Source organism: Castellaniella defragrans 65Phen (assembly GCF_000612685.1).
Lineage (GTDB): Bacteria > Pseudomonadota > Gammaproteobacteria > Burkholderiales > Burkholderiaceae_B > Castellaniella > Castellaniella defragrans.
Genome location: NZ_HG916765.1, coordinates 2,691,374 through 2,710,765, shown reverse-complemented (window position 1 = coordinate 2,710,765; position 19,392 = coordinate 2,691,374). Strand labels below are relative to the sequence as shown.

The following is a 19,392-nucleotide window of genomic DNA, read 5'->3' as shown; positions in this document are numbered from 1 at the left end:
GACGATGAATCGGAAAAACCATGAAAGTCGCTGTCATTGGATCGGGCATTTCAGGCTTGGCGGCTGCTCACCGCCTGAAAGGTCACGCGCGGGTGACGCTGTTCGAAGCGGGAGACTATTTCGGTGGCCACACGCACTCTGTGCAGGTCGATTTGCCGGATGTCCATGGCCGTCAGGTTTCTCATGCGGTCGACACGGGGTTCCTGGTTTTCAATGAACGGACGTATCCTGGACTCATTGCCCTGTTCCAGGAGTTGGGCGTGACTACCGCCCCTTCCGACATGTCGTTCTCCGTCCAGGTGCCGGGCGCCGGTCCAGCGGGCGCCCACGCCCTCGAATGGAGCGGCTCCAGTCTTGGCACGGTGTTCGCCCAGCGGCGCAATCTGCTGCGCCCGCGTTTTCTGGGGATGCTCTGCGAGCTGTTGCGCTTCAACCGCTTGTGCACCCAGCTCGCGACCCGGGGAGACGACGACGCCTTGGTCCGGCCGCTGGGCGATTTTCTGGATCATCATGGCTTCAGCGAGGCCTTCCGGCACTGGTATTTCCTGCCCATGCTGGGCTGCATCTGGAGCTGTCCCACCGATCAGATGCTGAGATTTCCCGTGGCCACCATGGTGCGATTCTGTCACAACCATGGGCTCCTCCAGGTGCAGGACCGGCCGCAATGGCATACCGTGGCCGGTGGCGCGCACCAGTATGTGGCCAGGCTGCTCCAGGGTCTTGATGCCCGCCTGGCGACACCTGTCGAGCGGGTTCGGCGCGACGAGGCAAGCGTATACATTCATGCGGCGGGTGCAACCGAACGTTTCGATGCCGTGGTGCTGGCGGTACACAGCGATCAGGCCCTGCGCATGCTGGAGCATCCCACCGCGCAAGAGCAGGCGGTGCTAGGGGCCATCCGCTACCAGGCGAATCGCGCCATCCTGCATACCGACACCACCGTGATGCCGCGGCATCGCGCCGCCTGGGCCGCGTGGAACTATGAGCGTTCCGCGGATGGTGTCCGCGAGTCTGCCAGCGTCTGTCTTCACTACTGGCTCAACCGTCTGCAACCGCTGCCGTTCGCGCAGCCCGTGCTGGTGTCTCTCAATCCGGTCCGCGGCATCGATCCCATGCGGGTGCTGGGCGAGTTTGATTACGATCATCCGGTATTCGATATCGGGGCCATGGCGGCGCAGCGGCGTCTGCCGCAGTTGCAGGGTGTGTGGCATACCTGGTACGCAGGCGCCTGGGCTGGGTATGGCTTTCATGAGGATGGCCTGCAGTCTGGCTACCGCGCCGCGGATCTGTTGCTGGCGCAATGGCGGCGCCGGGAGGCGGCATGAACCTGAGCCTCGATCATCATGTCCCGCCGGGCAATCAGCCGTATATCGGTTTCGGCCACGTCTGGCATACCCGCTTGCGTCCGCGCCTCCATCGTTTCGTCGTGCCGACGTTTTTTCTCATGCTGCCCATGCGCACATTGCGCCAGCGGCCGCAGTCGGCGAAGCCCCTGGCGTTGAACCGCAGCGGCGCGCTTGCCTTCCGGGACACCGATCATGGCGATGGACGCGGTCCGCTGCAGGGGGGCGCGCTGGCCTGGCTGGAGGCGCTGTTGAGTGCCGAGGGCATTCACGATGCGCAAGGCGAGATCTGGCTGCAATGCTATCCCCGTGTGCTGGGATACACCTTCAAACCGGTCAGTTTCTGGTATTGCCACCGGTCCGACGGCAGTTTGCGCGTCATCGTGGCCGAGGTGAACAATACTTTCGGCGAACGGCATGTCTACGTGCTGGATCACCCCCGCTATGGCCAGGTGCTGCAGGCGCGGAAAGTCTTTCATGTCTCGCCGTTCTGCCCCCTGGAGGGCGGCTACCGCTTCGAATTCCGCCGCACCGGCCCCCAGGGGCTGCGATCGGTCCGGGTGAAAGTCGATTATCACGACAGCGCAGGCCCCATGCTGCTGACGGGCGTGGCTGGGCGGCTCGAACCGTTGAATGCCGCCAGCCGTCGCCGCGCGCTCTGGCGCTACCCCCTGCTGACGCTGGGTGTCATGGCCCGCATTCTCTGGAATGCCTTTCTGCTCTGGTTGAAACGGGTGCCTGTTCACGCGAAACCCGAAACGCCGGCGCAGCCCGTTTCCCGTTCCTTTCCCTCGGACGACTGGCAATGAACATTAAAACGTCTTCCTCATTTCCATCCGGGTTTACTGCCGACATGCCCGCCGCCGCGCGCACCTGCCTGCGCTGGTTGCAGCACCTGCAACATGGCACGCTCCATCTGGAAGCCCCCGATGGCCGCATGCTGCAGCTGGGCCAGGGGGGGCAGCCTCACGCCAGCTTGCGGCTGCGCGACTGGCGCGTGTTTGGCTCCGTGCTGCGCTCGGGCGACATCGGTCTGGCACAGGGGTATATCGCGGGCGACTGGAGCACTCCGCATCTGGCCGATCTGCTGCGCCTGCTGGTGGCCAATCGCAACACGTTGGAAACGCTGGTGTATGGAAGCTGGTGGGGACGGCTGCTCTATCGCTTGCGTCACCTGATGCACCGCAATACCCGCCCCGGGAGCCAGCGCAATATCCAGGCCCACTACGATCTGGGCAATGACTTCTATCAGCTCTGGCTCGATCCGGGCATGAATTACTCCGCCGCCTGGTTTCAGGGGGATCTGTCCGGCGATCTGGCCCGGGCCCAGCGCGCGAAGATCGGTCGCGCACTGCGATGCGCCGAAGTGCGACCCGGCAGCCGTGTCCTGGAGATCGGCTGTGGCTGGGGGGCGCTGGCCGAAATGGCGGCGGGCGAGTTCCAGGCACATGTCACGGGCGTCACCCTGTCCTCCGAACAATTGGCCTGGGCCCGGGAGCGGATGCTGCGTGCCGGGCTCGCGCCCCGGGCCGACTTGCGCCTGCAGGACTATCGCGACATCCAGGACGAGCCGTTCGATGCGATCTGCTCCATTGAAATGATCGAAGCGGTGGGCCAATCCTATTGGCCTGACTATTTTGGCGCCCTGGCGCGCCTGTTGAAACCGGGTGGCAAGGCCTGCGTGCAGAGCATCGTCATCGACGATGCGCTGTTCGAACGTTATGTCCAGGGCACGGACTTCATTCAGCAGTACGTCTTCCCGGGAGGCTGCCTGCCCAGCCCGAAGCAGTTCCGTGCGCAAGCCCGGCAGGCGGGCTTGCGCGTGACCGATGAATTCGCCTTCGGCACCGACTACGCGGAAACCCTGCGCCGCTGGCGTCAGCGTTTCACGCAGCATCGCGCCGAGGTGCTGGCCCAAGGGTTCGATGCCGGTTTTCTGCGAACCTGGGAATTCTATCTTGCCTACTGCGAGGCGGCGTTCGATACCGGCAACATCGACGTGGTCCAGTACACGCTGGTCAAAGATTGAATCCGCAATGCCCTCTCGACCGATACCCATGCCTGCTGGCCGCCCGGCTCCGCCCGGACACTCGACGCTGAGACGACGTCTGCTCATCGGCGGACTTGTCCTGGCGGCTCCGGTGGTGGCCGCCGAGCCGGACCGGACGCAAGCCGCGGCGGGTGACCCTCCGGCTTTCGTGCGCCGCATGCTGCCCGATGCGGCACTGGCGGGAGAGGGGCGGCTGCGCTTTTTCGGGCTGCGCATCTACGATGCCCGTCTGTGGGTGGGGCGGCGGTTCGACGCGGACGATTTCGGTGCCTACCCCTTGGCTCTGGAACTGACCTATCACCGGTCTTTCGCCGGCGTCGACATCGCGAAACGGTCCATCGAAGAAATCGAACAGCAGGGCGGCCTGATGCCCGGTCAGGCGTTGCGCTGGCGCAAGGAACTGGCCGGGGTGCTGCCCGATGTGCAGCCTGGGGATCGTCTCACGGGGCTGTATCTGCCCGGACGCGGGATGTCGGTCTGGCGAGGGCCGCAGTTGCTTGGCTCCATCGACGACGCCGAACTGGCGAGACGGTTTTTTGGCATCTGGCTGTCCCCCCGGACATCCGAGCCGGATTTGCGCGGCGCCTTGCTGTCCCATCTCGCGCAGGCCAGGCCATGAGCCGTCCCTCCGTCCTGGAAACGGCGCGGTCCATGGCGCCAGGCGATGGCCTGGCCTATGGTCTGATGGGGCTGCCCCTGGCTTTTGCCGCGATCCCGATCTATGTGGTGATGCCCCATTATTACGCCAGTGATCTTGGGCTGCCGTTGGCGCTGGTGGGCGCGCTGCTGCTGCTCGTGCGTCTGATGGACGCGGGTGTCGAACCCCTGTTGGGGCGTTTGAGCGATCACCTGTATCGTCACAGCATCCTGGCCGTGATGTGGGTGGCGGGCGCCTCGGCGCTGCTGCTGGGGCTGGGCATGACGGGGCTGTTTTTCCCCCAGACGCGGGGGGAGACGCCCCTGGCGGCCTGGATGGTCGCAGGCCTTCTGTTCACTTGTCTGGCCCACAGCCAGCTGATCATTTCGCATCAGGCCTGGGGAGTGCGTCTCGGAGGGGATGCCGTTCAGCGCAGCCGCATCGTCGCCTGGCGCGAGGGCCTGGGTCTGGTGGGCGTGATCACGGCCAGCGCGATCGCTGTGAATGGGAGCCCCCACAATACGCTGAAGGTTCTGGCCCTGGCGCTGCTGTTCGCCTGGCTCGCGTTGTGGCATGCCCCGCGGCCGCCGGCGATGGCGCGGACCCTGCCGCCGGCGGGGAAGGCCGCCGGTGCGGTTCTTCTCTGGCAACCGCTCAAGGAGCGGCCATTCCGGCGCCTGCTGGCCGTGTTCCTGTTCAATGGCATCGCCGGCGCCATCCCGGCCGCACTGATGCTGTTCTTCGCTCAGGATCGGCTTCAGGCCAGCTCGTCTCAGGTCGCACTTTTCCTGGTGCTCTACTTCGTCAGCGGAGCGCTTTCCATGCCGCTGTGGGTGCGTGTCGTGCGTCGCCTCGGCCTGGAGCGGACATGGCGCGCCGGCATGCTGTTGGCTGTGGTCTGTTTTGGCTGGGTGGCGGGCCTGGGAAGCGGTCAGGTGGCGGCTTTTTCCATCATCTGCGTGCTCTCGGGCGCGGCGCTGGGAGCCGATCTGGTCGTGCCGGGCGCACTGCTGGGCTTGCTGATCGAGCGCCATGGCGCCCAAGGCGTGCGCGACGGCGCGTACCTGGGGTGGTGGAATCTGGCCACCAAGCTCAACCTCGCGCTGGCCGCCGGGGTGACGCTGCCTTTGCTGCAATGGCTGGGCTATGAGCCCGGCAGCCAGGATCCCCACGCACTGCGGCTTCTGGCCTGGACCTACGGTCTTTTGCCTTGCGTACTCAAGCTGGGCGCCGCCTGGCTGCTGCACCGGCTGTTCATTGCCTCTCACTCTACCGAAGGATGACATCATGACCACACGCCGCCATGTTCTTTGTGCCCTGATCGCGGGCCCCGCCGTGCTGGCTGGATGCGCCGGCCCCAAAGTGGTCGACTATGCGGAACAACGGCCCAGACTGGAGCTGGACCGCTATTTCAATGGCCGTATCAGGGCCCATGGCATTTTTCAAAAGCGCAGCGGGGAAGTGGCCCGCCGGTTTACCGTGATCATGGATTGCCGCTGGGAGGGCAATCAGGGGGTGCTCGACGAAGCCTTCACCTATTCGGATGGCACGAAGCAGCGACGTGTCTGGCATTTGACCAAACTCGACGGCGGGCGCTACGTGGGACGCGCCGATGACGTGGTCGGGGAGGCCCGGGGCCAGGAATCCGGCAATGCCTTCCGCTGGAACTACACCCTGCGTCTGCCGGTGGACGGCAAGGAATATGAGGTGCAATTTGACGACTGGATGTTCCTGGTCGATGAGCAGGTGATGCTCAACCGGGCCACCATGAGCAAGTTCGGCATCACGCTGGGTGAAGTGCTGCTGTCATTCACAAAGGAATAGCGCGGTGTCTCTCAACCCTTCATTGACGGACTGGCGTGGCAAGCGCGTGTGGCTGGTGGGCGCGTCCAGCGGCATTGGCCTGGCGGTGGCCGAACAATTGCACGCCCGTGGCGCCCGGGTCATCGTGTCCGCGCGCCAGCAACCTTTGCTGCAGGCGTTCGTCGAGGCCCACCCGGGAAGCGAGGCGGTGGCTCTGGACGTGACCGACGCACAGGCCGTGCGGGAAGCCGCCGTGCGTCTGCGGTCCGAAGGCCCTCTGGATCTGGTCTGTTATTGCGCCGGCCACTATCGGCCCATGCGGGCGGATTCGCTGGCGCTGCCCGAGTTGCTGAAGCACCAGCAGGTCAATCTGACGGGGGCGCTGCATGTGGTCGCCGCCGTGGTGCCGGGACTGCTGGAGTCGGCGCGGGCCGGCCGCGCGCCGCACCTGAGCCTGGTGGCCAGTGTGGCTGGCTGGCGTGGTTTGCCGCAAGGGCTGGCCTATGGTCCGACCAAGGCGGCGCTCATCAATCTGGCCGAGACGCTGTTCCTGGACTTGCGGCCTCATGGCATCGGCGTCAGTATCGTGAACCCCGGGTTCGTCGATACGCCCCTGACCCGCCAGAACGATTTCGCCATGCCTGCGCTGCTCACGCCGGCGCAAGCGGCGGACGCCATGCTGCGGGGGTGGGCGCGTGGTGGTTTCGAGGTGCATTTTCCGCGCCGTTTCACGTGCTGGCTCAAACTGCTGCGCATCCTTCCCTACCGCTGGTATTTTGCACTCGTTCACCGCATGACAGGTCTTTGACGCGCATGGAATCCATTGACTCCGGTGTTGCCACCGATAGCCGGGCCGCGGTGGCGCGTCTGGTGAGGCTCTATGAGCATCTCTCGCCCGACCGCCTGGAACAGCTTGAACACTACTATGCGCCCGATGCGCGATTCAAAGATCCATTCAACGAAGTGCGCGGCGTGCCGGCGATCGCCCGGATCTTTGCGCACATGTTCGCCACGCTGGATCAGCCGCGATTTGTGATCACACAGCAATGCTCGCAGGCGGATCAGGCCTTTCTGTGTTGGGAGTTCCACTATCGCATGCGGCGGTGGCGCGCCGGAGCGGACCAGTGCATCCATGGCGCGACCTGGGTGCGTTTCGATGCCCAGGGCCTCGTGTCCTTTCACCGCGATTATTGGGACGCGGCAGAAGAACTGTATGAAAAATTGCCCGTGCTCGGCCGACTGATGCGCTGGCTGCGCAAAACGCTCTCCGCCAAATGAAAGACTTGACCGTCGCTGTTCATCCTCCCGGTGCGCTCGTCTGGTTTCGGCGGGATCTGCGCTGTGACGACCATGCCGCGCTCTATCATGCGTTGCGCAGGTACGGGCGCGTCTACTGCGTGTTCGTGTTCGATACCGATATTCTGGACGCGCTGCCCACCCGGCATGATCGGCGGGTGGAGTTCATTCATGCCAGCGTGCTGGAACTCGACGAGGCCCTGCGGCGGCTGGCGGCGCAGAGCGGGGCGCCCGGCGGCGGACTCATCGTGCGCCATGGTCCGGCGCCGGCCTGCATTGTGCAACTGGCCCTGGCGCTCGGTGTCCGGGAAGTGCTGGCGAATCGCGACTATGAGCCCCAGGCCATCGCACGCGACCAGCGTGTGGCCGATGCCTTGCGCGCACAAGGCATCGCTTTCAGCGATCATAAGGATCAGGCACTGCTCGATCGGGATGAAGTGCTGACCCGGCAAGGCCGGCCTTACAGCGTATTCACGCCCTATAAGCGCGCCTGGCTCGAGAAGCTCGACGGATTCCAGCTCGAGTCCTACCCGGTCGAGCGCCATGCCGGCCACCTGGCTCCGCCGCCGCAGGGCGAGTCGCTCCCCTCGCTGTCACAGCTGGGGTTCGTCCCGACGAACCTGCAAGCATTGCCCCTGCCCACGGGGATCAGCGGTGCGCGGCAATTGTTGCGGGACTTCGTGCCGCGCATGGGGGCCTACCACGAGGCCCGCGATTATCCAGGTCGCAAAGGGGTCTCGTACTTGTCGGTCCACCTGCGCTTTGGCACCGTGTCCATTCGCCGATTGGCATCGCTGGCCGCCCGGCAGGCGGCCGGCGGGTGTCCCGGCGCGCAGACCTGGCTTTCCGAATTGGCGTGGCGGGACTTCTATTTCATGATTCTGTGTCACCACCCGCAAGTGACCACACAGTCGTTCAGGCCGGAATTCGATCAGGTGCAGTGGGATGAGGCGCCCGATGCGTGGCAGGCCTGGTGCGAGGCGCGCACCGGCTATCCGCTGGTGGATGCCGCCCTGCGGCAGTTGTTGCACACCGGCTACATGCACAACCGCCTGCGCATGGTGGTAGCCAGTTTCCTGACCAAGGATCTCGGGATCGACTGGCGCCGGGGCGAGCGTTTCTTCGCCCTGCATCTGAACGACTATGATCTGGCGGCGAACAATGGCGGATGGCAGTGGGCGGCCTCAACCGGGTGCGATGCGCAGCCCTGGTTCAGGATATTCAATCCGGTGACCCAATCGCAGCGCTTCGATCCGGATGGGCGTTTCATCCGGCGGTACGTGCCCGAACTGGCGCGCGTGCCGGATGCGCACATCCACTATCCCGCCGCCATGAAGCCGGCGGCGCTCTCAGCCTGTGGCCTGCGCCTGGGCATCGACTATCCGCTGCCCATCGTGGACCATGCGCAGGCCAGGGAACGGACGCTGAGGCGGTTTTCCTTTCTTGCCGACAGGCGCAAAACGGATTAGCCCGGAAATTTCGTCAGGCGGGTAAAAAGGAATAGGCGATTCCTGCCCGAGGGCTTATGGTTATTGGGTCTCACGCCATACAACCAAAAAGAACCGCCTATGCCAAATCGTACCACTGAAGAACTGGACTTTGGACGCCTTGGACGGCGCCATTTACAGGCCAATTTCCAAGGCGGCGATCTCAGCTCCGACGGCGGGCTGATGCTGCTGCGAAGAATTGATGCGCGCACGGGCCTGTCGCGCATGGCGGCCAAGGCCTTGACCGAGCGCCGGGCCGCTGGCCGCATTCATCACCGCCTGCGCGATCTGCTGGCCCAGCGCCTGTACGGCCTGTGCTGCGGCTACGAAGACCTGAACGACCACGATACGCTGCGCGGGGATCTGCTGATGCAAACGGCTGTTGGGCGAGATCGTGCCCTGGCCAGTTCACCCACGCTCAGCCGCCTGGAGACGGGGGCGACCCGCGCCGATGCGTGGGCGCTGCATGGGGTGCTGGTTGAACACTTCATCGCCAGCTTCGCCACCGCGCCCAGGCAACTGATTCTGGATGTGGATGCCTCGGATATCCCGCTGCACGGCGAGCAGGAGCTCAAGCAGTTCCACGCCTACTACGACCACCACTGCTATCTGCCGCTGTACGTGTTCTGCGGCCAGTCGATGCTGGCCTGCCTGCTGCGCCCCAGCCGCATTGACGGGGCCAGGCACGCGGCGGCGGTGCTGCGCCTGCTGGTGAACCGGCTGCGTCAGGCATGGCCCGAGGTCAGGATCATCATCCGTGGGGACTCGGGGTTCTGCCGTCAGCCGCTGATCCGCTGGTGCGAACGCAGCGGCGTGCAATACATCATCGGCCTGGCACGCAATAAACGGCTTCAGGCGCGCGTTGCGCAGGCCGAGGAAATCCTCAAGGACGGCTACGAGCGCACCGGGCGCAAGCAGCGCCTGGTCAGTGAGTTCACCTACGCGGCCGGGTCGTGGGATCGGCCCCGGCGCGTGCTCACCCGCCTGGAGTACGGTGCCCAGGGCGTGAACCCGCGCTTCGTGGTCACCAACATCCGGGACTGCGATGCCATGCAACTGTACGATCAGCTGTACTGCGCCCGGGGCGAAGCCGAGAACCGCATCAAGGAAGCGCAACTCGATCTGTTCGGTACGCGCGCCAGTTGCCACCGGTTCGCCGCCAACCAGTTCCGGCTGCTGCTGGCGGCCCTGGCCTATACGCTGATGCAGCGGCTGCGCGAGACGGCGCTACGAGGCACCGAACTGGAGCGCGCCAGCGCCGCCACCATCCGGGTGCGCCTGCTGAAGGTCGGTGCGGCCATCGTGCGCAATACCCGGCGGGTCCGCATCCTGCTGGCCTCGCATCATCCGCTGCGCCACGTCTACGCGCACGCCGCGCGCGCCATGGCCCCGTAGCGCCGAGAAAGTGCTGTCCCCGGCACGCGATAAAGCAACGGGGGTAGGGACCATTGCGCCTGCGGTACTGAAAAACAGCTTCCCGCGCCGCCGATCCCCTCCGCCGCGTCGCCGAGGCAGCCGGACTACCGGGAAATCACTTAAACAGGCTTGCTGACGAAATGTCCGGGTTAGCTGTCGCGATTCCGCGCGGATCAGCCTGGCGGGACCGGCGCGCGGCCGGGCGCATCGCCCGTCATGCGCAGCGCCATGCGCATGGCCGCGCGCAGCGAAGCGGGGCTGGCGAGGCCTCGTCCGGCGATATCGAAGGCCGTGCCGTGGTCCACGCTGGTGCGCACGAAAGGCAGGCCCACGGTGACGTTCACGCCTTCGTCCAGGCCGAGGTATTTCACCGGGATCAGGCCCTGGTCATGATACTGGGCGACCACGATGTCGAATTCTCCCTGGCGTGCGCGCATGAACACGGTGTCGCCCGGCCAGGGGCCGCTGGCGTCCAGGCCCTCGGCGCGCGCGGCGGCGAGGGCCGGCGCGATGTGGCGGGCTTCCTCGTCGCCGAAGGCGCCGCCTTCGCCCGCGTGCGGATTCAGGCCCGCCACGGCGATGCGCGGCCGGGCGATGCCGGCCTGGCGGCAGGCCCGCTGCGCCAGGCGGATGGCGCGCAGTTCGGCCGCGGCGCTGAGCGCCGCCGGTACCGAGGCCAGGGCGATGTGGATGGTCACCAGCAGCACGCGCAGTTCGTCGTTGGCCAGCATCATGGCGTAGTCCGCCGTGCCGCTGCGCCGCGCCAGGATTTCCGTGTGGCCGGGGAAATCGATGCCGGCCGCGTGCAGCGCGCCCTTGTGCAGCGGCGCCGTCACCAGCGCCCGCACGCGGCCCGCCAGGGCGTCGTCGATGGCGTGGCACAGGTATTCGTAGGCGCCGCGCCCGGCGCGGGCGTCCTCGCGGCCCCAGGGCAGGTCGGCCGGCAGCGCGTCCCAGCGGTTCAGCACGCCGATCACGCCCTGCGTCGTGCCCGCGCCGGGGGCGTCCAGCGGACGGATCTCCAGGCGGCCGTCCAGCCCCAGCGCCCGGCAGGCGCGGCGCAGGGCGCCGGCGTCGCCGTAGACGACGGCGGGGTGGGGCAGGCCTTCCGCGAACAGGTGTGCGATCAGCTCCGGACCGATCCCGGCGGCGTCCCCCAGCGTGATGGCCAGGGGCGCGCCGGCGGGCGCGGCCGGGATGCCGGGATCAGAGGGCGTCGCTGGCATAGTCCGCCAGGCGGGAGCGCTCGCCGCGCTGCAGGGTGATGTGGCCGGCGTGCGGCCAGCCCTTGAAGCGGTCCACCACGTAGGTCAGCCCCGAACTGCCCTCGGTGAGGTAGGGCGTGTCGATCTGGGCGATGTTGCCCAGGCAGACGATCTTGGTGCCGGGGCCCGCGCGGGTGACCAGTGTCTTCATCTGCTTGGGCGTCAGGTTCTGGGCCTCGTCGATGATCAGGAACTTGTTGAGGAAGGTGCGCCCGCGCATGAAGTTCATGGACTTGAGCTTGATGCGCGAGCGGATCAGGTCCATGGCGGGCGTCTTGGTCCAGTCCTGGCCGTTGCCGCTGCCGGGAGCGCCGAGCGCGCCCGTCGCCCCCTGGTGCAGGACCTCCAGGTTGTCCTCCAGCGCGCCCATCCAGGGCAGCATCTTTTCTTCCTCGGTGCCGGGCAGGAAGCCGATGTCGTCGCCCACCGGCACGGTGGCGCGGGTGATGATGATTTCGGTGTAGCGCTTGGTCTCGAAGGTCTGGGCCAGGCCGCTGGCCAGGGCCAGCAGGGTCTTGCCGGTGCCCGCCTGGCCCAGCAGCGACACGAAGTCGATGTCCGGGTTCATCAGCAGGTTGAGGGCGAAATTCTGCTCGCGGTTGCGCGTGGTGATGCCCCAGACGCTGTTCTTGGCGTGGCTGAAATCGCGCAGGGTGGAGAGCACGGCGCTTTTCCCCGTGACTTCGCGCACCTGGGCGTACAGCGGCATCTCGCCTTCGTAGTAGACGAATTCGTTGACGATGAACTGGCCGCACAGCGGCCCGCGCACGCGATACCAGGTCAGGCCGTTCTGCTGCCAGGATTCGATGTCCTTGCCGTGCTTGTTCCAGAAGTTTTCCGGCAGCGGCATGACGCCGTCGTAGAGCAGGTCGGAGTCGTCCAGGACGTGGTCGTTCAGGTAGTCCTCGGCCGGCAGGCCCAGCGCCCGCGCCTTCAGGCGCATGTTGATGTCCTTGGACACCAGCACGATCTCGCGCTTGGGGTTTTCCTCGCGCAGGCCGTGGACGATGCCCAGGATCACGTTGTCGGCCTTGCCCATGGGCAGTTCCAGGGGCAGGCGCGTGTCGGTGGGGCGGGTCTGGAAATACAGCGAGCCCAGGGCGTCGGCATTGCCCAGCGCATCCAGCGGAACCCCCTTGGACAGATCGGCGGTGCCGATCAGCTGGTCCAGGTGGCGGCTGACCTGGCGGGCGTTGCGCGCGACTTCCGACATGCCCTTTTTCTGGTGGTCGAGTTCTTCGAGCACGATCATGGGCAGGAAGACGTCGTGCTCGGCGAAGCGGAACAGGGACGAGGGATCGTGCAGCAGCACGTTGGTGTCCAGCACGAACAGCTTGCGCTGCGCCGTGGGCAGGCGTTTCGGCCGTGCGCGGGCGGCGGCGGGGCGGGCCGGAGCGGGCGCCGCGCCGGCCGGCGCCGGGCTCGCGGGGGCGGGCTTGTCCGTGGCCGGCGCCCGGGCGGTCCGGGCGGGGGCGGCCGGCACCGCGGCCGTGGCGGGGGCCGGCACCGCGGCGGGCGCCGGTGCCGCGGCGGGGGCTGGTGCCGCGGCGGGGGCTGGTGCGCGGGCGGGTGCCTGGGCGGGGGTGGAGGCCTGGGCGGGCTTGGGAGCGGGCGCAGGCGCGGCCGGCGCCGCGCGCCCGGCGGGCCTGGACAGGATGGCGGCGAGCGGGCGGGCTTTCGACCCCCGTCCGCGGGACGTGGAGCGGGAGGTGTCCAGGGCGGGGCCGGGCACGGCCGGGGCCGGGGCCGTCTCGCGCGGGGCGGCGCGGACGGCGGTTTCGATGATGTCGCCCGGGCGGGCCGGCGGTTTCGGAAGGGGCATGTAGGCTCCTGTGACAGGCCCTAGGCGGCCAGGTTTTGCGCGGCCTGCAGGACTTCGTCCGCATGGCCGGGAACGCGCACGCCGCGCCATTCCTGGACCAGGACGCCCTGGCGGTCGACCAGGAAGGTGCTGCGCTCGATGCCGCGCACCTGCTTGCCGTACATGTTCTTCTGCTTCATCACGCCGAACAGGGCGCACAGGGCCTCGTCGGAGTCGGCGATCAGGGGGAAGGGCAGGCACTGCTTGTCGGCGAAGCCCTGGTGGGACTTCAGGGTGTCGCGGGAAATGCCGAAGATCTGGCAGTCCAGGGCCAGGAACTGCGCGTGGCGGTCGCGGAAATCCTGCGCCTCGGTGGTGCAGCCGGGGGTGTTGTCCTTGGGATAGAAGTACAGCACGAAGGGCTTGCCGCGCAGGGCGGCGGAATCGAAGGATCCCTGGGTGGTTTCGGCGGTGAGCGGCGGCAGCGGGCGGCCGATGGCGATGGGGGTCATGAGGGGTCTCCGGGTAGCAGCAGGGCCAGCACGCGCCGTTCCTCGGACATGAGGATGTTGTAGGTCCGGGCGGCGGCCTGGGTGGTCATGGTTTCGATGCCGATTCCCAGCGCCAGCAGCGGCCGCAGCACTTCGGGACGCAGGAAGATCTGGCGCGGGCCGGTGCCGATCAGCAGGACCTCGGGCGCGCCCGCGGGCAGCTCGGCGGCGGGGGCCGCGTCGTCGAGGAAGGCGAGCGGATCGCGCGCGGCCGGCTTCAGGCCGACCAGGTCCTGCAGGAAGGCGGCATCGATGTCGGCGACGTCGCGCAGGGCGAGGCCGCGCACCGGCCCTTCGGGGGCGAAGCAGATGGCGCCGTCGTAGCGGACCCGATTGATTTCCAGGAAGCCGTCGCCGTAGGCGGTGACGGTGTTGAGCGCGGGATTCAGGTCTTTTTGCAATAGCACGGGCAAGCTCCGGTGTTCCTCGTGATGATAGCGCAATCGATCGGGCGATCGTGCCGGGGCGCCGGGGCGCTTTTCCCGCGGGACCGGAGCCCGCGTGCGGGGGGTGCCGGCGCGCAGCGGCCGGCTTTCTCCCAGGCGTTGAAAAATCGGCTGCATGGGTGTTGCGCCGTGCGCATCCTGCGCCGCTCAGCGGGCCTCTGCCACGGCGGCCATCCACTCGGCAATCCGGTCGATCGACGCCGAGGGCGCGCCGGTGTGGCTGGCCTCCGGCTGGTACAGCTCGGTTCGCGGATTCGGCGGCAGGGCGGCGAATCGCTGTTGCCTGGCCTTGAGCAGACCCGGATAGTCCCTGGTCGGCACGATGAACAGGACCGGCACGGCGGGGCTCAGCGCGTGCTCCGGCTTCACCCGGTTCAACGGGCCGTCGGGGGCGAACCAGTCGAGATAGACCGCCGGCGCCACGGCGACGGGATAGGCGCCGCGCGCACCCTCGTAATCCACGAGCCGCGTCCTGGTCTCGCCCCGGCCTTCGCCGACCCGCTTGCGAGCCAGGGCCACGGCCTCGCTCACCTGCTCGCGGGCTTGCGGACTGTTGGAATTGCCTCCCGGCGCGATGGCGATCACGCCATCGACCGGCAGCCGGCCGCCGAGGTAGAGGGCAAAATGCCCGCCCTGGCTGTGTCCGCCGACGAACAGCTTCTGCGCGCCGCGCGCACGCAGGGCGTCCAGTGCGGCGGCGACTTCCCGCTCGGCGGCGGCGACGCCGACATCATAGTTGCGCCGTCCCGACCACGGCATTTCGAGGTTGGCGACGAGGCAACCCTTGGCCTCCAGCGCGGCCGCCAGTTCCGCCACGTGCCGGCTCGGCGAGCCGGCCTTGCCGTGCATCACCACCACGCCGATCTTCGGCGCCGGCGCCTGCGCCCGCGCGCCGCCGGACACGGCGAGGGCGATGCCGGCCGCAAGCAGGGCAAGAACCAGGCGGAGCGATTGCGTCATGGGCGGTTCCTCGTTCAACGGCCGCCCGGAGGGCGGATGGCCGCGCCGATGCAGGCCGACCATTGTATTCCGGGGAACCGCCGAATTTCCTTCCGGCTCGTCGAGATCGTCGTCCCCGTCCGCCCATTGCCGCCGACCCATTTGCGAGTCGCGGACGCATGCGATAGATTATCGAGTTTGCTGCACCGCATCCATCCGCACGACTCCAGCCCACCTGCCGAGGACCATCATGACGAGCTTTCCGCGCATCGAGCGCCTGCCCCCCTACGTGTTCAACATCACAGGGGAACTCAAGATGGCCGCACGCCGGCGCGGCGAGGACATCATCGACATGTCCATGGGCAATCCGGACGGCCCCACGCCGCAGCACATCGTCGACAAGCTGGTGGAAGTCGCCCGCCGCCCCGACACCCACGGTTATTCGGTGTCCAAGGGCATCCCGCGCCTGCGCCGCGCGATCTCGACCTGGTACGAGCGCCGCTACGGGGTGGACATCGATCCGGATTCCGAGGCCATCGTCTCCATCGGCTCCAAGGAAGGCCTGGCCCACCTGATGCTGGCCACGCTGGACCGGGGCGACACGGTGCTGGTGCCCAATCCCAGCTACCCGATCCACATCTACGGCGCGGTGATCGCCGGCGCCAACATCCGCTCGGTGCCGATGACGCCCGGACTGGACTTCTTCGAGGAGATCGAGCGCGCGGTGCGCGAGACCATCCCCAAGCCCAAGATGATGATCCTGGGCTTCCCCAGCAACCCCACGGCCCAGTGCGTGGAGCTGTCCTTCTTCGAGCGCATCGTGGCGCTGGCGCGCGAGCACGGCATCCTGGTGGTGCACGACCTGGCCTACGCCGACATCACCTTCGACGGCTACGTGGCGCCGTCCATCATGCAGGTGCCCGGCGCGCGCGACGTGGCGGTGGAATTCTTCACCATGAGCAAGAGCTACAACATGGCCGGCTGGCGCATCGGCTTCATGGTGGGCAACCGCGAGCTGGTCAACGCGCTGGCGCGCATCAAGAGCTACCACGACTACGGCACCTTCACGCCCATCCAGGTGGCGGCCATCGCCGCCCTGGAAGGGCCCCAGGACTGTGTGGCGGAAGTCGTCGAGCAGTACCGCAGCCGCCGCGACGTGCTGGCGCGCGGCCTGCACGAGGCCGGCTGGCCGGTGGACGTGCCCAAGGCGTCCATGTACATCTGGGCGCGCATCCCCGAGCCCTACCGCGCCCAGGGCTCGCTGGAATTCTCCAAGCGCCTGCTGGCCGACGCCAAGGTCGCCGTGTCCCCGGGCATCGGCTTCGGCGAATACGGCGACGAATACGTGCGCTTCGCCCTGATCGAAAACGAACAGCGCACCCGCCAGGCGGTGCGCGGCATCAAGGACATGTTCCGCAAGGACGGGCTGCTCAAATGAAACCGATCCGCGTAGGTTTGCTCGGCCTGGGCGTCGTCGGCGGCGGCGTCTGGACGGTCCTGGCCCAGAACGGCGGCGAGATCGCCCGGCGCGCCGGACGGCGCATCGAGGTCGCCGCGGTGGCAGTGCGCGACGTGGCCAAGGCGCGCGCGCTGGTGGGGCCGGACGTCACCGTCACCACCGACGGCATGGCCCTGGCGCGCGACCCGGACATCGACATCATCGTCGAGCTGATGGGCGGCGACACGGTGGCCCGCGACTGCATCCTGGAAGCCATCGCCCAGGGCAAGCACGTGGTCACGGCCAACAAGGCCCTGCTGGCCGTGCACGGCAACGAGATCTTCGCCGCCGCCCAGGCGCGCGGCGTGATGGTCGCCTTCGAGGCGGCCGTGGCCGGCGGCATCCCCATCATCAAGGCGATCCGCGAGGGCCTGACGGCCAACCGCATCCAGTGGCTGGCCGGCATCATCAACGGCACCACCAATTTCATCCTGTCGGAAATGCGCCAGCGCGGCCTGCCCTTCGACGCCGTGCTCGCCGAGGCCCAGCGCCTGGGCTACGCCGAGGCCGACCCCACTTTCGACATCGAGGGCGTGGACGCGGCCCACAAGCTCACGTTGCTGGCCTCGCTGGCCTTCGGCATTCCGGTACAGTTCGACAAGGCCTACATCGAAGGCATTTCCCGCCTGGCCTCCGAGGACATCGTCCACGCCGAGCGCCTGGGCTACCGCATCAAGCTGCTGGGCATCACCCGCCGCCGCCCGGAAGGCATCGAGCTGCGGGTCCATCCCGCCCTGGTGCCCGACCACTGCCTGCTGGCCAATGTGGAAGGCGCCATGAACGCCGTGCTGGTGCGCGGCGACGCGGTCGGCCCTTCGCTGTACTACGGCCAGGGCGCGGGCGCGCTGCCCACGGCCTCGGCCGTGGTGGCCGATCTGGTCGACGTGACCCGGCTGCAGATGGCCGACCCCGAGCACCGGGTGCCGCACCTGGCCTTCCAGCCCGACGCCATGGCCGACATTCCCGTGCTGCCCATGGCGGACGTGCGCACCTGCTTCTACCTGCGCCTGCGGGTGGACGACCGCCCCGGCGTGCTGGCCGACCTGGCGCGCGTGCTGTCGGACGCCGGCATTTCCGTGGGCTCGATGTTCCAGCAGCCCCACGGCGAGCACCAGGCCGACATCATCTTCCTCACCCACGAAGCGCGCGAGGGCGACGTGGACCAGGCCCTGCGCGCGATCCATGGCCTGCCTTTCGTGCGTTCGGACGTGACCCGCCTGCGCGTGGAGAACATCACGTGAAATACCTGTCCACCCGGGGCGGCATGGCCCCGCAGCCTTTCTGCGACATCCTGCTCGAAGGCCTGGCGCCCGACGGCGGCCTGACGCTGCCCGAAACCCTGCCGAAGCTGGACGCGGCCACCCTGGAATCCTGGCGCGGGCTGGACTACGCCGACCTGGCGGCCCGCGTGCTGGGCCTGTTCATCGACGACATCGCGCCCGGCGACCTGTCGCGCATGACGCACGCGGCCTACGCGCCCGACGTGTTCCCGCGCATCGCGCCGGTCAAGCCGCTGCGCCCGGGCCTGTCGCTGCTGGGCCTGTCCGAAGGGCCGACGCTGGCCTTCAAGGACATGGCCATGCAGTTCCTCGGCCAGGTCTTTGAATACGTGCTGGCGCGGCGCGGCCAGACGCTCAACATCCTGGGCGCCACCTCCGGCGACACCGGCTCGGCGGCGGAATACGCGCTGCGCGGCAAGCGCGGCGTGGCCGTGTTCATGCTGTCGCCCCACGGCCGCATGAGCGCCTTCCAGCGCGCCCAGATGTACTCGCTGCAGGACGCCAACATCCACAACATCGCCGTGCGCGGCGTGTTCGACGAATGCCAGGACATCGTCAAGGCGCTGGCCGGCGACCTGGATTTCAAGAGCGCCCACCGTCTGGGCGCCGTCAATTCCATCAACTGGGCGCGCATCGCCGCCCAGGTGGTGTACTACGTCTGGGGCTGGCTGCGGGCCACGCAGGGGCCCGGCGAGCCGGTGTCCTTCGCCGTGCCCTCGGGCAATTTCGGCAACATCCTGGCCGGCCACATCGCGCGCGAGATGGGCGTGCCGATCCGCCGCCTGGTGCTGGCCACCAACGAAAACAACGTGCTGGAAGAATTCTTCCGCACCGGCGTCTACCGGCCGCGCGCGGCCAGCCAGACGCACGCCACCTCCAGCCCGTCGATGGACATCTCGCGCGCCTCGAACTTCGAGCGCTTCGTCTTCGACCTGGTGGGCCGCGATCCGGCCCGCGTGCAGGCGCTGATGGAGGAACTGCGCACCACCGGGCAGTTCGATCTGTCCGGCCTGCGGCCGGCGTTCACGGAGCGCTACGGCTTCGTGGCGGGCGCCAGCACCCACGCCGACCGCCTGCGCACCATCCGCGACATCCGCCGCGAGACCGGCGTGCTGATCGATCCGCACACGGCCGACGGCGTGAAGGTCGCCCTGGAGCACCTGGAGGACGGCGTGCCCATGCTGGTGCTGGAAACGGCCCTGCCGGCCAAGTTCGCCGAGACCATCGTCGAGGCCACCGGCGAATCGCCGGAAGTCCCGGCCGCGCTGCGCGACCTGGACCGGCTGCCCCAGCGCGTCGAGGTCATGGACTGCGACGCCCGCCTGGTGGCCGACTACGTGCATCGCCACGCGCTGTAGCGCGGCCGCCCGTCCCGGAGCCGGAGCGGTCCGGCGGCGCGTGCGCGCCGCCGGATGCGGCGCATCGGCACGGGCGGAAGAACGGGCGGAAAAATGAACGGCGGAACGGGCGGAAGCGGACCGCACTGATCACTCTGTCCAATTCCTTGTGCCGTTCTGCCAGTTTCATGGCGGAATAGCGGCAGGATTGGCGATATACATTGTCTTACCCTTGGGCCACAC

General features: G+C 67.7%; 18 protein-coding genes. 13 read left to right on the top strand and 5 right to left on the bottom strand.

Going from position 1 to position 19,392, the window contains the following annotated elements; genetic code table 11:
* Positions 1-20: 20 nt before the first annotated feature.
* From BN940_RS12125 to BN940_RS12080, 10 genes are all read left to right on the top strand, one after another.
* Positions 21-1,325 carry an NAD(P)/FAD-dependent oxidoreductase gene (locus BN940_RS12125; RefSeq protein ID WP_043683403.1) on the top strand — a complete coding sequence of 435 codons (1,305 nt, stop codon included), beginning with the start codon at positions 21-23 and terminating at the stop codon, positions 1,323-1,325.
* Positions 1,322-2,152 carry a DUF1365 domain-containing protein gene (locus tag BN940_RS12120; RefSeq protein ID WP_043687066.1) on the top strand — a complete coding sequence of 277 codons (831 nt, stop codon included), beginning with the start codon at positions 1,322-1,324 and terminating at the stop codon, positions 2,150-2,152. Before BN940_RS12125 ends, BN940_RS12120 begins: the two co-directional genes overlap by 4 nt.
* On the top strand, positions 2,149-3,372 hold the full coding sequence (locus BN940_RS12115; protein WP_148304955.1) for an SAM-dependent methyltransferase: 1,224 nt from the start codon (positions 2,149-2,151) through the stop codon (positions 3,370-3,372). Before BN940_RS12120 ends, BN940_RS12115 begins: the two co-directional genes overlap by 4 nt.
* A gap of 112 nt (positions 3,373-3,484) precedes the next feature.
* The gene (locus BN940_RS12110) at positions 3,485-4,012 is read left to right on the top strand and encodes a chalcone isomerase family protein (protein ID WP_242404192.1); all 528 of its coding nucleotides are present in this window, start codon (positions 3,485-3,487) and stop codon (positions 4,010-4,012) included.
* Positions 4,009-5,313 carry an MFS transporter gene (locus BN940_RS12105; RefSeq protein WP_052355823.1) on the top strand — a complete coding sequence of 435 codons (1,305 nt, stop codon included), beginning with the start codon at positions 4,009-4,011 and terminating at the stop codon, positions 5,311-5,313. Before BN940_RS12110 ends, BN940_RS12105 begins: the two co-directional genes overlap by 4 nt.
* A gap of 4 nt (positions 5,314-5,317) precedes the next feature.
* Positions 5,318-5,854 (top strand): DUF3833 domain-containing protein, encoded by a 537-nt coding sequence (locus BN940_RS12100; RefSeq protein WP_043683398.1) that lies wholly within the window; start codon positions 5,318-5,320, stop codon positions 5,852-5,854.
* A 4-nt stretch (positions 5,855-5,858) separates the two neighbouring features.
* Positions 5,859-6,641, top strand: a complete 783-nt coding sequence (locus BN940_RS12095) for an SDR family NAD(P)-dependent oxidoreductase (RefSeq protein ID WP_043683395.1) — start codon at positions 5,859-5,861, stop codon at positions 6,639-6,641.
* Between the two features lie 5 nt (positions 6,642-6,646).
* On the top strand, positions 6,647-7,111 hold the full coding sequence (locus BN940_RS12090) for a nuclear transport factor 2 family protein (protein ID WP_043687059.1): 465 nt from the start codon (positions 6,647-6,649) through the stop codon (positions 7,109-7,111).
* Positions 7,108-8,598, top strand: coding sequence for a cryptochrome/photolyase family protein (locus BN940_RS12085; RefSeq protein ID WP_052355822.1), 1,491 nt, complete (start codon positions 7,108-7,110; stop codon positions 8,596-8,598). The genes BN940_RS12090 and BN940_RS12085 overlap by 4 nt, the downstream gene beginning before the upstream one ends.
* A gap of 99 nt (positions 8,599-8,697) precedes the next feature.
* Complete coding sequence (locus BN940_RS12080; protein WP_043680420.1) at positions 8,698-10,011, top strand: IS1380 family transposase; 1,314 nt, start codon at positions 8,698-8,700, stop codon at positions 10,009-10,011.
* A gap of 194 nt (positions 10,012-10,205) precedes the next feature.
* On the opposite strand, the gene pdxA is transcribed toward BN940_RS12080, so the two are convergent.
* The 5 genes from pdxA to BN940_RS12050 all read right to left on the bottom strand — a co-directional run bounded on the left by pdxA (position 10,206) and on the right by BN940_RS12050 (position 15,055).
* Entirely contained in the window at positions 10,206-11,258 is a 1,053-nt protein-coding gene (gene pdxA, locus BN940_RS12075) for a 4-hydroxythreonine-4-phosphate dehydrogenase PdxA (RefSeq protein ID WP_052355821.1), read from the bottom strand.
* Complete coding sequence (locus BN940_RS12070) at positions 11,239-13,119, bottom strand: PhoH family protein (RefSeq protein WP_084330664.1); 1,881 nt, start codon at positions 13,117-13,119, stop codon at positions 11,239-11,241. Before BN940_RS12070 ends, pdxA begins: the two co-directional genes overlap by 20 nt.
* Before the next feature lie 20 nt (positions 13,120-13,139).
* A complete protein-coding gene (locus BN940_RS12060; RefSeq protein WP_043683390.1) occupies positions 13,140-13,610 on the bottom strand; it encodes a peroxiredoxin in 471 nt (156 codons plus the stop codon).
* Positions 13,607-14,056, bottom strand: a complete 450-nt coding sequence (locus tag BN940_RS12055) for an Mth938-like domain-containing protein (RefSeq protein WP_043687051.1) — start codon at positions 14,054-14,056, stop codon at positions 13,607-13,609. The genes BN940_RS12060 and BN940_RS12055 overlap by 4 nt, the downstream gene beginning before the upstream one ends.
* Positions 14,057-14,242: 186 nt before the next feature.
* Positions 14,243-15,055 carry an alpha/beta fold hydrolase gene (locus tag BN940_RS12050; protein WP_158386291.1) on the bottom strand — a complete coding sequence of 271 codons (813 nt, stop codon included), beginning with the start codon at positions 15,053-15,055 and terminating at the stop codon, positions 14,243-14,245.
* Positions 15,056-15,284: 229 nt separating this feature from the next.
* Between BN940_RS12050 and alaC the strand changes: the two genes are divergently transcribed.
* The 3 genes from alaC to thrC are packed head-to-tail and all read left to right on the top strand — an operon-like array spanning position 15,285 to position 19,170.
* Complete coding sequence (alaC, locus tag BN940_RS12045) at positions 15,285-16,472, top strand: alanine transaminase (protein ID WP_043683387.1); 1,188 nt, start codon at positions 15,285-15,287, stop codon at positions 16,470-16,472.
* Positions 16,469-17,773 (top strand): homoserine dehydrogenase, encoded by a 1,305-nt coding sequence (locus BN940_RS12040; protein WP_043683385.1) that lies wholly within the window; start codon positions 16,469-16,471, stop codon positions 17,771-17,773. The genes alaC and BN940_RS12040 overlap by 4 nt, the downstream gene beginning before the upstream one ends.
* Entirely contained in the window at positions 17,770-19,170 is a 1,401-nt protein-coding gene (gene thrC / locus BN940_RS12035) for a threonine synthase (protein ID WP_043683383.1), read from the top strand. Before BN940_RS12040 ends, thrC begins: the two co-directional genes overlap by 4 nt.
* Positions 19,171-19,392: the final 222 nt, after the last annotated feature.